The organism is Ponticoccus litoralis, assembly GCF_039769985.1.
GTDB classification, from domain to species: Bacteria; Pseudomonadota; Alphaproteobacteria; order Rhodobacterales; family Rhodobacteraceae; genus Ponticoccus; species Ponticoccus litoralis.
The window spans coordinates 1024551-1036522 of sequence record NZ_JBDNCH010000002.1; the positions used below are offsets into that span (position 1 = coordinate 1024551).

13 protein-coding genes and 1 pseudogene are annotated in these 11972 nt (G+C 70.0%); 11 read left to right on the forward strand and 3 right to left on the reverse strand.

Annotation, left to right across the window (positions count from 1 at the left end):
* Positions 1-16: 16 nt before the first annotated feature.
* A complete protein-coding gene (locus tag ABFB10_RS06095; protein WP_347165822.1) occupies positions 17-763 on the reverse strand; it encodes a maleate cis-trans isomerase family protein in 747 nt (248 codons plus the stop codon).
* 453 nt (positions 764-1216) lie between these two features.
* Here ABFB10_RS06095 and ABFB10_RS06100 point away from each other — a divergent pair.
* Positions 1217-3116, forward strand: a pseudogene (locus ABFB10_RS06100) (hybrid sensor histidine kinase/response regulator).
* 316 nt (positions 3117-3432) lie between these two features.
* Positions 3433-4128: a response regulator transcription factor gene (locus tag ABFB10_RS06105; protein ID WP_347165823.1), complete on the forward strand. Its 696-nt coding sequence runs from the start codon at positions 3433-3435 to the stop codon at positions 4126-4128.
* Between the two features lie 168 nt (positions 4129-4296).
* Here ABFB10_RS06105 and ABFB10_RS06110 read toward each other — a convergent pair whose 3' ends face one another.
* Positions 4297-4485 (reverse strand): hypothetical protein, encoded by a 189-nt coding sequence (locus ABFB10_RS06110; RefSeq protein WP_347165824.1) that lies wholly within the window; start codon positions 4483-4485, stop codon positions 4297-4299.
* Positions 4486-4535: 50 nt separating this feature from the next.
* Entirely contained in the window at positions 4536-5738 is a 1203-nt protein-coding gene (locus tag ABFB10_RS06115) for a hydantoinase/carbamoylase family amidase (RefSeq protein WP_347165825.1), read from the reverse strand.
* 312 nt (positions 5739-6050) lie between these two features.
* On the opposite strand from ABFB10_RS06115, the gene ABFB10_RS06120 reads away from it, so the two are divergent.
* The 9 genes from ABFB10_RS06120 to ABFB10_RS06160 all read left to right on the forward strand — a co-directional run bounded on the left by ABFB10_RS06120 (position 6051) and on the right by ABFB10_RS06160 (position 11971).
* Entirely contained in the window at positions 6051-6530 is a 480-nt protein-coding gene (locus ABFB10_RS06120) for a VOC family protein (RefSeq protein ID WP_347165826.1), read from the forward strand.
* A gap of 165 nt (positions 6531-6695) precedes the next feature.
* The gene (locus ABFB10_RS06125) at positions 6696-7556 is read left to right on the forward strand and encodes a branched-chain amino acid aminotransferase (protein ID WP_347165827.1); all 861 of its coding nucleotides are present in this window, start codon (positions 6696-6698) and stop codon (positions 7554-7556) included.
* Between the two features lie 9 nt (positions 7557-7565).
* A complete protein-coding gene (locus ABFB10_RS06130; protein WP_347165828.1) occupies positions 7566-7961 on the forward strand; it encodes a hypothetical protein in 396 nt (131 codons plus the stop codon).
* Positions 7916-8371, forward strand: coding sequence for a universal stress protein (locus tag ABFB10_RS06135; RefSeq protein ID WP_206564135.1), 456 nt, complete (start codon positions 7916-7918; stop codon positions 8369-8371). The genes ABFB10_RS06130 and ABFB10_RS06135 overlap by 46 nt, the downstream gene beginning before the upstream one ends.
* Positions 8372-8624: 253 nt before the next feature.
* Entirely contained in the window at positions 8625-9188 is a 564-nt protein-coding gene (locus ABFB10_RS06140; protein ID WP_347165829.1) for a NifU family protein, read from the forward strand.
* Between the two features lie 114 nt (positions 9189-9302).
* Complete coding sequence (gene tsaB, locus ABFB10_RS06145) at positions 9303-9899, forward strand: tRNA (adenosine(37)-N6)-threonylcarbamoyltransferase complex dimerization subunit type 1 TsaB (RefSeq protein ID WP_347165830.1); 597 nt, start codon at positions 9303-9305, stop codon at positions 9897-9899.
* Positions 9889-10302 (forward strand): GNAT family N-acetyltransferase, encoded by a 414-nt coding sequence (locus tag ABFB10_RS06150; RefSeq protein WP_347165831.1) that lies wholly within the window; start codon positions 9889-9891, stop codon positions 10300-10302. Before tsaB ends, ABFB10_RS06150 begins: the two co-directional genes overlap by 11 nt.
* A gap of 116 nt (positions 10303-10418) precedes the next feature.
* Positions 10419-11423 carry a BMP family lipoprotein gene (locus ABFB10_RS06155; protein ID WP_347165832.1) on the forward strand — a complete coding sequence of 335 codons (1005 nt, stop codon included), beginning with the start codon at positions 10419-10421 and terminating at the stop codon, positions 11421-11423.
* A gap of 71 nt (positions 11424-11494) precedes the next feature.
* On the forward strand, positions 11495-11971 hold the full coding sequence (locus ABFB10_RS06160) for a hypothetical protein (protein WP_347165833.1): 477 nt from the start codon (positions 11495-11497) through the stop codon (positions 11969-11971).
* The last annotated feature ends 1 nt before the right edge of the window (position 11972 follow it).

Consider the following 11972-nt stretch of genomic DNA (forward strand, 5'->3'; position numbering starts at 1 on the left):
GCCGACATGGCCTTCGCTATTGCAGAAGGCGGCCAAAGCCCTCGATCCGGGCGGGCCGGTCGATCAGCTGAAGCGCGTGCCAGAAGGACGCCTGATTGCTGGTGACAACCGGCAGGCCCGTCGCTGCTTCGACCGGCGCAATCGCGTCCAGCCCGCGCGAGGTCGTGCAGGAAATGAAGATCGCCTCGGCATCCGTCAGGTCCATCGCCTCAAGCACCTTCAGATAGTGATCCGGTCCGGGCAGCGCGATCTCTTCGTCCGTCAGCAGGCCAAGGCAGCGCGCGCTGCTGATGGCGATGCCGCCGTTGCGGAAGACATCGGCGGTGATCTCTGCCACGTCCGGCGTATAGGGCGCGATGAAGGCGATACGCTTGCAGCCCAGATGGTCCAGTGCCGCGACCGCCGCCGTTGCCGGGTTGGTGACCGCAAGACCGGGTTTGACCGCATGCACCCGCGCCGCGACATTGTCGGGACCGATGACCGCCGACCCCGAGGTGCAGCCGAAGACCAGCGCGTCGATTTCCGCCTCGGGCAACAGCAGTTCCGTGGCATCGCCGATGCCATCGGCCAGCCGGGCCAGCGTCACCGGCGTCAGCGGCATCTCCAGCGCGATCCGGGTGGTGTAGATATCGACATTCGCGGCCAATCCCAGCCGCCAGAAGTCGCGCTCGATCAGGATATCGGAGGCCGGTGACAGCAAGCCCAGCCGCACCCGCCGCCCCTGCCGATCGGCATGTGTCAGCTTCGTTTCATGAACGTCCACGTCGGGTCCTCTCCTCATCTGGATAGGCGGCGCCCGATGCGGCGCCGCTGAACTGGCGGACACTTGCCAGCATCGCATGAAATTGGAAGCGAAGAGTGCGCATGCATTGATCGGGATTCGCGATAAGCCAACCCACCGTCCGGCGCGGGCCACCGGGCCCGACGGGACCCTCGGCGCGACCGCCCGGGACAAGCAGGTTTGCCGAGATTAATACACTTCGGCGCAACCGTCACCGGTGAACCGAAATTGCGCCATGTCACCGCTGTCATCGGCGCAGAGCCGGCCCCGGGCCGGGCCTGCACCCGCCGCGCCCCATGCGGATGTCGCAAGACGGCCCCGGCACGGTCATGGCCTGCCGCCCCCCGGACCGCCCGCCCGGACCCGGAACCGCAAAGCGCTGCCCGCCCCGGCAAGCCTCTGGCGCGGCACCGCTGCCGACGATAGCCTGCCCCCATGTCATCGCGCGCATCCCTCACGCAGGCCGGGCTGAACCTGATCCAGCAGGCGCTGACGATCTACGACAGCGACCTGAAACTCGCCGTCTGCAACGCCCGCTTTGCCGAGTTGTTCGACCTGCCCGAGCATCTCACCCGCCCCGGCGCCACCTTCGAAGAGACCATCCGCCATCTCGTCACCCGTGGCGAATACGGCCCGATCAGCGACATAGAGGCCGCCATCCGCGACCGCGTCACCACCGCCCGCGCCTTCGAGCCGCATTACATGGAGCGCACCCGCGCCAATGGCCGGACGATCAGCGTCGAGGGCGCGCCGCTGGCGCAGGGCGGCTGGGTCACGGTCTATACCGACATCACCGATGTCCGCGCGCAGGAACAGCTCTTGCGCACCCGGTCAGAGCTGCTCTCCGAAGAGGTTCTGACCCGCTCCGAGGAACTGGCCGCCACCAACCGCCGTCTCGCCTCGGCCAATGCCGCGCTTGAAGAGGCGCGCCGCGAACTGGTCGAGATCGAGGCCCGCACGCGCACCACCGCAGAAATGGTGCCCGCCCATATCGCCCGCGTCGGGGCCGACCGGCGCTATACCTTCTCGAACAACCGCCTGCCCGACGTCATGCCGGGGCGGCCGTCCTCGGTCCTCGGGATGCACATCGCCGATACGCTGGGCGCGCAGGCCTACGACCGGGTGCGCCCGCATCTGGAGGCGGCGCTGGACGAGCCGCGCCAGCACCTTCGAGTTCACCGACGAGACCTCGTCCCGGCGCATCCGCGCCAGCTTTACCCCCGATCCGCTGGAACCGGGGGCCTATATCCTCAGCCAGGACGTCACCGAGGAAACCCAGACCCGCGCCGCCCTGCAACAGACGCGGCGGCGCGAGATGGCGGCGCAGCTGACCTCCGGCATGGCGCATGACTTTTCCAACCTGCTGACGATCATCCTCGGGATGCAGTCCAAGCTGGCGCGGCTGACCGACGACCCCGAGGCGCAGCGCCTGATCGCCGCCACGCTTCAGGCCGCGCGCCGGGGCGGCGACCTGCTGGGCCGGATCGCCGATATCACCGACCAGCGCCGCTGGCAGCCGCGCCCGCTGCGGCTGAGCGGCCTGCTGGACGACCTGCACACGCTGGCCGCCCCGGTGCTGCCCACCGGCATCGCGCTGGAGATCGAGGACCACACCACCGGCCTGCTCATGCTCGACCCCGGGCAGATGCAGGACGCGCTGCTGAACCTCGTCCTGAACGCGCGCGACGCCGTGTCCCCCGCCGGGACCATCCGCATCGCCGCCCGCGAGGTACAGGAGACATGGCTGGAACTGACCGTCTCGGACACCGGGCCGGGCTTTTCGCCCCGCGCCCTGACCGAGGGGCTGGCGCCCTTCTTCACCACCAAGGGCGATGCGGGCACCGGGCTGGGGCTGGCCATGGTCTACGACATGACGAAACTCGCGGGCGGGTCGGTGCGGCTGGAAAACCCCGGCACCGGGGCCCGCGTCACCCTGCGCCTGCCCTTGCGGCGGGGTGGCGCCCTGCCCGCCTCCGGCCTCGTGCTGCTGGTCGAGGACAGCCCCGACCTGCGCGAACCGGTGCGCGAGATGCTGACCGCCATGGGCCATGCGGTGGTCGAGGCGGCCTCTGTCGCCGAGGCGCGGGCGTTGGCCGAGGGCCTGCCGGATGTGGCGCTGGTGCTGTCGGACGTCGATCTGGAGGGCGAGCAGCCCGGCACCGATCTTGTCGGGCTGCTGCCCGGGTTGCCGGTGGTGCTGATGACCTCGCTGCCCGCCGGGCACCCGCTGCACCGCCGCGCCGCCGCCCCGGCCCCGGTGCTGGCGAAACCCTTCGGACCGGCGGCCCTGTCCCACGCGCTGCAGGCCGCCGCCCCCCGGATGGCGCTGCCATGACCCGGCGGCCCTCCCGGTCCGGCCCCGGCCGTCGCGGAACGCCCCGGACCGGCCGCCCTGTCGCAGCCGCCGACGGCTCCGCCCGCCCTGCAAGGCGGTTCCTTGACGGGGCACCCCCTCTTTCCCGCCGCACCGCGCCCCGCGATCCCGCCCGCAGCGCCACGGGCGAAGACCTCCGAACCTGGCGCAGCGGCCCGCGCGCCGCAGGTCCCCGCCCCCGGTCCTGCCGGGCCTTGACGCCGCGTTCCGCCCCATCGCGGCGCCCCCTGCCCCGAAGCCGGTTCCCACGCCGCCCTGCCCGCAGTATCCAGTACCCATGACAGCCCTTGTGACCATCCTCGACGACGAGCCCGCCATTCGCGCGCTTCTGTCAGAAACGCTGACCGAGGCGGGCTTTCGCTGCCAGGCCTTCGCCCGGGCGACAGAGTTCGAGGCCGCGCTGCGCCGGACCACGCCGGATGTCTGCCTTGTGGACCTTGGCCTGCCGGACCGCGACGGGCTGTCGGTGGTGCACCGGCTGGCGCTGGAACAGGGCGCGACGATCATCATCATCTCGGGCCGCGCGCAGGTGCAGGACCGGGTGACCGGGCTGGAACTGGGCGCCGACGACTACATCATCAAGCCCTTCGATCCCGCCGAGGTGGTGGCCCGCATCCGCGCCCGCCTGCGCGGCCCGCGCCGCAGCGCCACCGGCAACACCGCCCGCTTCGAGGGCTGGACCGCCCATTTCGACCGCTACGCGCTGGAGGCGGACGACGGCACAGAGACCCCCTTCTCGCATGCCGAGGGCGAAGTCCTGCGGCTGTTCCTCGAAAGCCCCAAGCGGCTGATCTCGCGCGCGCAGATGCAGGAAAGCCTTGGCGGCGCGGCGGGCGAAAGCTTTGACCGGGCGATGGACGTGCGGATTTCCCGCCTGCGCACGAAGCTGCGCGAGGACCCGCGCAACCCGCGCCTGATCAAGACGATCTACGGCGCCGGCTATATCTTTCTGGGCGAGGTCGTCTGGGAATAACCGCGCGGGCACGCGGGATCGTCGCCGGGCTTTCCGCGATGCCCTGTCACGGCTGCGCCGGGCAGGATCGTCCTGTCGGCTGGTCCCTCCGCAAGGCCCTGCCCGCTGGCCCCGGGGAACCACACGCCGATGGTGGTGCACGGCCCCGAGCCCGGCGCGCCCCATGCGTTACGGCTGCACCGTGGTATAGATCTCTGCCGTGCCCAGCAGCGTTTTGACATGAGGCAACACCGCCACCGCGACCACACCGACCAATGCGCCGATGGCCAGCCGCACCGGCGCCCGTCCCAGCCTTGGCCCGGCCAGTCCCAGCACGCCGCAGACCGTTGCATAGAACCCCAGCGAAACCGGATCCATCGCCGCCTCCTTGCCTTGCAACGGCAGGATAGCGCGGCACTGCCCCTGCGTCACCCCGCGATGCGCGCCACCGCATTTGCCATGACCCGAAGGCCGGTCACCAGGTCGGCCTCGTCCGTATCCTCGTCGAAGGTGTGGCTGACGCCGCCGATCGAGGGCACGAAAAGCATGGCCGAGGGCATCAGCCGCGCCATGTTCGAGGCATCGTGCAGCGCGCCCGAGGGCATGGTACGCCAGCGCCCCGGCACCTCTTCGGTGGCGGCCTCTTCCAGCGCGCGGCGAAGGCCCTCGTCCATGGCGACCGGCGCCACGCCCAGCATGGGGCCGAATTCCAGCGCCATGCCCGCCTCCGACGCGATCTCTGTCGCGGTGTCGCGGATGATCCGTTCCATCCGGTCCAGCCGGTCCTCGTCGCCGTCACGCCACTGCATGGAAAAGGAGACCCGGCCCGGCACCACGGAATGCGCGTTGGGATGCAGGCTGACATGGCCGATGGTCCAGACCGTCGCCGGGGTGACGACATTGCCGAAACGCTCTTCGATGCGGGCGTTGAATCGGGCCAGCGCCTGAAAGGCGTCCCGGCGCAGGTGCATCGGCGTCGTGCCCGCGTGGTTCTGCTCTCCGGTCAGGCGGATGACCATGTCGCGGATGCCCACGATAGCCTCGACGACGCCGATGGCCTCTCCGGCGCGGTCCAGCACCGGCCCCTGCTCGATGTGCATTTCCAGATAGCCGGTGAAGCGCGCCGGATCGACCCATGTGCCGGGACGGCTGCCCATGGCGGCGCGCGCCTGACCCAGCGTCTCACCATGGCGGTCGGTCAGTTCCAGCGCCGCGGCAAGGTCGATCACACCCGCCCAGCAGGCGCTGCCGGTGGTGACGCCAAAGCGCCCCTCTTCGTCCTGAAAGGACACCGCCGACAGCGCCGGGCCGCCGCTTTCCCGCGCGGCCCGCGCGATCTCCAGCGCCGCGATGACCCCCAGCGCGCCGTCCAGCCACCCGCCCTCGGGCTGGGTGTCGGAGTGGCTGCCCATCAGCAGCGAGGGCCGCTCGGCCAGCCCGAAAACCGACCCCATGGGGTCGAAGACCGGGCTCAGCCCGGCCTCGGCATATTTCCCGGCCAGCCAGTCGCGCGCCTGCACATCCGCCGCGCTGTAGGCGGTGCGCACGACGCCCTTGCCGCTGCCCGCGGCCCCGATGGCGCGCAGCGCGTGCAGGTCGGCGAGGAAACGGTCGGGCTGGACTGGGATCATGACGGGGCCTCCTTTCGGCGCAGGATGCGCCGCCGGGCGGGAACTGTCAATTTATCATGATAGATTGGACGGCGCGATGCAGGGGCGGTATCGGCGAGCCGCATGGGCTGCACGACGCATCGGGGGACGGCGCTGCGGCGGCCTTGGGCGGGCGGCCCGCGTGAAGGATTGGCGCCACCCTGCCCCTGCAAGTGTGCGAATTCGTCTCTCGGCACCCCGTAATGTGCGGTTGCGCACCAATCCCGCGCGCCCATCCGGATTATCAGCCTCTGCCGCGCCCATTATATTCCGGGGCAAAGAAGGAGACCTGCCATGAAAGCCCATCCCGACACCCGCATCGGCCATGTTCACCTGAAGGTGACAGACCTCGACCGTTCCATCGCCTTTTACCGCGACGTGATCGGATTGGAGGTCACGCAGAGATACGGCATTCAGGCCGCGTTTCTGGCCGCTGGCGGATACCACCACCACATCGGCCTGAACACCTGGCATAGCGAAGGCGGACCCCGCCCCGATCCGCGCGCCCCGGGCCTGTATCACACCGCCTTCCTGTATCCCGACCGCAAGGCGCTGGCCGCCGCGTTCCAGCTGGCGCTGGACCATGGCATCGAACTGGAAGGCGCCGCCGACCACGGCGTCTCCGAGGCGCTGTATTTCTCGGACCCCGACGGCAACGGGATCGAGCTGTACCGCGACCGCGATCCGGCTGACTGGCCGCGCAACGGTGAGGGCGAGCTGGTCATGTCGAACCGCCCGCTGGACCTGAAGGCACTGCTGGGCGAGCTGGCCTGAAACCAGCGGGCGCGCCCGAGGGCGGCCTGTCCGGTCGCGGGCGCCTGACCCGGGCGCGGGGCGGGCGGCCCGGCCCCGGCGCGCGGGCCATCCCGCCCCCTGCGCCACACGGGCTGGACCTTGCGCGGCGGCGCCCCTAGGCTCCGCCGCAAAGAGGAGAGACCCATGGCGACCGGCACCGACATCCGCACCTATTTCAACGGCCAGTGGCACGATGCCGATGCCATGATCATCCGCGCCGCCGATCACGGCGCGTGGCTGGGCTCCGGCGTCTTCGACGGCGCCCGGGCGGTGAACGGCATGGTCCCCGACCTCGAGGCCCATTGCGCCCGCGTCAACCGCTCTGCCGAGGCGCTGATGCTGAGGCCCACCGTCTCGACCGGGGACATGGTGGACATGGTCCGCGAGGGGCTGAAGGCCTACCCCGAGGACGCCGCCGTCTACATCCGCCCGATGTACTGGGGCATCAACGGCGACGTCACGGCCATCGTGCCGCAGCCCGATGAGACCGGCTTTGCCATCTGCCTCGAACGCATCCCCATGGCGTCCGACACCGCCAGCGTCACGCTGGGCAAGACGCGGTTCCGCCGCCCGGTTCTGGAAAGCGCGGTCGTGAACGCCAAGGCGGGCTGCCTTTACCCGAACAACGCCCGGATGCTGGCAGAGGTGCGGGCGCGCGGCTTCGACAACGCGCTGGTGACCGACGCCATGGGCAATGTCGCCGAAAGCGCCACGGCCAATGTCTTCATGGTGCGCGACGGGGTGGTCTTCACGCCGATCCCGAACGGCACCTTCCTTGCGGGCATCACCCGCGCGCGACACATCAGCAATATGAAGGCCGAGGGCATCGAAGTGGTCGAAAGCGTACTGTCCTTCGCGGATTTCGAGGCCGCGGACGAGGTCTTCCTGTCCGGCAACATGCAGAAGGTCACGGCGGTCAGCGGCTTCGAGGATGTGTCCTACCAGCAGGGGCCGCTGACGAAACGCGTGCGCGAGATGTACTGGGACTGGGCCGGCTCTGCGTAGGGCACGGCCATGGAAAAGCTGATCGTCATCCTGATCGTTCTGGCGCTCTTCGGTGGCGCCATCGCCGTGATCCACCGCAACCACAAGCGCGAGCAGGCCGCGCGCCGCGCGGCCCGGCAGGCGGCGGCGCGCACCGACAGCGGCGCCGGGGCAGCGGACAGCCCCCGCCCGGGCCCCGCGACCCGAAGGCCTGACCCGCACCCGCCCGACGGTCCCGCCGGGCCACGCCACGCTCTGCCCGCTGTCGTGCGACCGCCCCCCCCAGCACCCCGCCGCCCCCGCATCCGGCGCCCCCGCCGGCCTGCCGCGCTGGACAGGCCCGCGACCCTCTGCCACTGTCCCGGAACAGGAGGCCCCCGATGCGCAAGTTCCTCGTCGTGCTCGACGATTCCCGAGAATGCCTGAACGCCATGCGGTTCGCCGCCATGCGCGCGGCGAAGTCAGGCGGCGGCGTGGCCATCCTGTCGGTGATCCCGCCGGACGAGTTCAACCACTGGATCGGCGTCGGAGACATCATGCGCGAAGAGGCCCGCGAACGCATCCACGCGCATTTCGAAGTCTTCGCCAAGTGGATGCGCGACAAGCAGGGCGTCGACCCGGAACTGGTCATCCGCGAGGGCGACACGGTGACCGAGATCCTCGCGCAGGTCTCCGACGATCCCGAGATCGGCCTGCTGGTGCTGGGCGCCTCGATCGACAAGAAGGGCCCCGGCCCGCTGGTCAACCAGATGACCCGCAACTCCGGTTCTCTGCCGATCCCGGTCACCATCGTGCCCGGCGATCTGTCCAAGGAACGGCTGGAAGCCATCACCTGAACCGACCCCAAGCCGTTTCATCAGGCTATCTCCGGTTTCGCCATGGCGCCGCGGCCCTCGCCGCCGCCCGCTGCCCGACCAGCGCGGCCCCTGCGCCGTGGCGCTGCATCCCGCGCCCATGGACCGCAGGATGAGCGCCAGCGCCCTGCGCGCCCGCGTCGACCGGCGCCCACAGTTTAGAACGGTTCCAATCCTTGACGGCTCGGGCGCGGAAGCGCATATAGGAGGTCAGGCCAGAAAAGGTGCAGAACCGATGTTCATTCAGACCGAATCCACCCCGAACCCCGCGACGCTGAAGTTCCTGCCCGGCCAGACCGTGCTGGAGATGGGGACCGCCGATTTCCCGACGCCCGAGGCCGGAGAGAAGTCGCCGCTGGCGCAGCGCCTCTTCGCGGTCGAGGGTGTGACCGGCGTGTTCTTCGGCACCGATTTCGTGACCGTGACCAAGGATGAAAGCGCCGACTGGGACCACCTGAAACCGGCGATCCTCGGCGCCATCATGGAGCATTTCCAGTCCGGCGCGCCGGTCATGGCAGAGGGTGCGGCTCAGGCCGGCGGCCATGCCCAGCACGACGGCGAGGATGGCGAAATCGTCAACCAGATCAAGGAACTGCTGGACACACGCGTGCGCCCGGCGGTGGCACAGGATGGCGGCGACATCACCTTCCACGGCTTCGACCGGGGCGTGGTCTACCTGCACATGCAGGGCGCCTGCGCGGGCTGCCCCTCGTCGACGCTGACGCTGAAGATGGGCATCGAGAACCTGCTGCGCCACTACATCCCCGAGGTCTCCGAGGTGCGCCCCGTCGCGGTCTGAGCGTGAAAGGCCCTTCGAAGGGCCTTTCAAAAGCGCCTCCACAGGCGCTTCGAAGCCGGTTCCAACCGGCTTCCCCGCGTTGCACAGACCCCGCACCCACGGCATAAGCGGCCCATGATCCTCGCCTTCGACACCTCCGGTCCGCATTGCGCCGCTGCCCTGCTGGGCGGCGACCACATCCTCGCTGCCCGCGTCGAAGCCATGAAGAAGGGCCGGGCCGAGCGGCTGATGCCGCTTCTGGAAGAGCTGCTGGCCGAAACCGGGGCCGCCTGGGCCGATCTGACCCGCATCGGCGTCGGCATCGGACCCGGCAACTTCACCGGCATCCGCCTTGCCGTCAGCGCGGCGCGCGGGCTGGCGCTGGCGCTGAAGGTGCCCGCGCTGGGTGTGTCCGGCTTCGAGATCATTCGCCACGGGCCGGTGCACGGCGCCGGCACGGGCACCGGGGCCCTTCTTGCGGTGGTGCCCGGCCCGCGCGAGCAGGCCTATATCGAGCAGCCGGACGGCAGCATCGCCTTCGGCCCCATGGTCACCGATCCGGCCGGGGCGGCCTGCCCGGACGATGACTGGCAGGCCAATATTGCGACGCTCGCCCGGATCGCCGCCGCCAAGACCCCCGGTCCCCGGCCCGCGCCGCTCTACGTCAAACCCGCCGATGCCGCGCCCGCCAGCGACCCGCCGCCGGTGATCCTCGACGCCGATGACGCCTGAGGCCCTCGCCGCGCTCTCGGCCCGCGCCTACCGCCACATGGCGCCGTGGAGCGCGCAGGCCTTCGCCGAGACGCTCGCCCGCCCCCATGCGCTGCTGACCACGACCGAACACGCCTTCGTGCTGGGCCTCGTGGTGGCGGGCGAGGCCGAAATCCTCGCCCTCGCCGCCGACCCGGACCACCAGCGGCAGGGCGCCGCCAGTGCCGCGCTTACAGGCTTCCACGCAGCGGCCGCCGCCCGCGACGCCACCCGTGTCCTGCTGGAGGTTGCCGCCGCCAACACCCCGGCCCGCGCCTTCTACAGTCGGCACCGATACCGCGAGATCGGCCTGCGCCGGGGCTACTACCGGCGTCCGGACCAGCCCCCCGACGATGCCGTCCTGATGGACCGCGCACTTCCCTGACGTCACTGCTGCGCCTGCAAAAACCGGTTGACCCGTCCCGGCCCCTGCGGCTTTGATTGGCCTGTCACAATCAGACGGGCAGGTCTTCTGTCCGCACATGCAACTGGGAGCATTCCATGACCTTCATGCAGAAGACCCTCGGCACCGTCGCCGCGCTGGCCCTCTCGGCCGGGGCCGCTCTGGCCGACCCGGCGCTGATCTACGACCTCGGCGGCAAGTTCGACAAATCCTTCAACGAGGCCGCCTACAACGGCGCGCAGCGTTGGGCCGACGAAACCGGCGGCAGCTACCGCGACATCGAGATCCAGTCCGAGGCGCAGCGCGAGCAGGCCCTGCGCCGCTTTGCCGAGGCGGGCTTCAACCCGGTCGTCACAACCGGCTTCGCCATCGCCGACATCATGGGCAAGGTCGCCGCGGATTACCCGGACACGAAATTCGTCAACGTCGACGGCTTCCTGCCCGAGGTGCCGGACAACGTGCTGATCACCACCTTCCGGGAGCATCAGGGCTCCTACCTGGTGGGCATGCTGGCGGCGATGGCCTCGGAAACCGACACCGTCGGCTTCATCGGCGGCATGGACATCCCGCTGATCCGCCACTTCGGCTGCGGCTTCGCGCAGGGCGCCAAGGCGGTCAACCCCGACATCAAGATCGTCGCCAACATGACCGGCACGACGCCCGCCGCCTGGAACGACCCGGTGAAGGGCTCGGAACTGGCCAAGGCGCAGATCAGCCAGGGCGCGGACGTGATCTACGCCGCCGCCGGCGGCACCGGCGTGGGCGTGCTGCAGACCGCCGCGGACGAGGGCATCTACTCGATCGGCGTGGACAGCAACCAGAACCACCTGCACCCCGGCTCCGTGCTGACCTCGATGCTCAAGCGCGTCGATGTCGCGGTCTACGACGCCATGTCGGCGGGCGAAGGGCTGGAGACCGGCAAGACCGTCACCCTCGGCCTTGCCGAAGAGGGCGTCGGCTACGCGGTGGACGAGAACAACGAGTCCCTGATCACCGAAGAGATGGCCGCCGCAGCGGAAGAGGCCAAGCAGAAGATCATCGACGGCAAGATCGAGGTGGTCAGCTACTACGCCAACGACAGCTGCCCGGCCCTGCAGTTCTGATCCGCCGGGGATCCGACACATGGCACCTGCCGGACCCTCCGGCAGGTGCGCCCCGAAGTCCCGGACAGATCGTGACCCAGACAAGCAAGCCCCTCATCGCCGCCGCCCTGCTTCTCGTGTCGGCCTGTTCCCCGGTCGAGACCTGGTACAAGACCGGAGGCACCGCCGGTCAGTCGACGGCGGACCTGACCGCCTGCCGGGTGGAGGCCGTGCGGACCGTGCCCGCGAATACCCAGATCGGCGTCACGCCGATCCGCAGCACGCCGCCCCGGACGCAATGCTACGGCAAGGGCGACAAGCTGCGCTGCCACACGATCCCCGGACGGATCTACGGCGGCCAGCGCTACAGCTACGACGCCAATGCGCCGCTGCGCGACGATGTCGTCACCCAGTGCATGGCCCGCCTCGGCTACCGCCCCGTCAGCCTTCCGGCCTGCCGCGCGTCGCAGAAACCGGCGGTGCTGGTGGATCGCGGCATGCCGCCGCTGACGCCGGACAGCTGCGCGGTCCCGACCCGCGGCGGCACCGTCATCGTGACCCCGTCCTGAT

Bases quoted from the DNA above. Each gene is read 5' to 3' on its own strand.
- ABFB10_RS06110 (WP_347165824.1), bottom strand. From the start codon at position 4,485: ATGGATCCGGTTTCGCTGGGGTTCTATGCAACGGTCTGCGGCGTGCTG.
- ABFB10_RS06155 (WP_347165832.1), top strand. From the start codon at position 10,419: ATGACCTTCATGCAGAAGACCCTCGGCACCGTCGCCGCGCTGGCCCTC.
- ABFB10_RS06125 (WP_347165827.1), top strand. From the start codon at position 6,696: ATGGCGACCGGCACCGACATCCGCACCTATTTCAACGGCCAGTGGCAC.
- ABFB10_RS06105 (WP_347165823.1), top strand. From the start codon at position 3,433: ATGACAGCCCTTGTGACCATCCTCGACGACGAGCCCGCCATTCGCGCG.
- ABFB10_RS06130 (WP_347165828.1), top strand. From the start codon at position 7,566: ATGGAAAAGCTGATCGTCATCCTGATCGTTCTGGCGCTCTTCGGTGGC.
- ABFB10_RS06120 (WP_347165826.1), top strand. From the start codon at position 6,051: ATGAAAGCCCATCCCGACACCCGCATCGGCCATGTTCACCTGAAGGTG.
- ABFB10_RS06150 (WP_347165831.1), top strand. From the start codon at position 9,889: ATGACGCCTGAGGCCCTCGCCGCGCTCTCGGCCCGCGCCTACCGCCAC.
- ABFB10_RS06140 (WP_347165829.1), top strand. From the start codon at position 8,625: ATGTTCATTCAGACCGAATCCACCCCGAACCCCGCGACGCTGAAGTTC.
- ABFB10_RS06115 (WP_347165825.1), bottom strand. From the start codon at position 5,738: ATGATCCCAGTCCAGCCCGACCGTTTCCTCGCCGACCTGCACGCGCTG.
- tsaB (WP_347165830.1), top strand. From the start codon at position 9,303: ATGATCCTCGCCTTCGACACCTCCGGTCCGCATTGCGCCGCTGCCCTG.
- ABFB10_RS06135 (WP_206564135.1), top strand. From the start codon at position 7,916: ATGCGCAAGTTCCTCGTCGTGCTCGACGATTCCCGAGAATGCCTGAAC.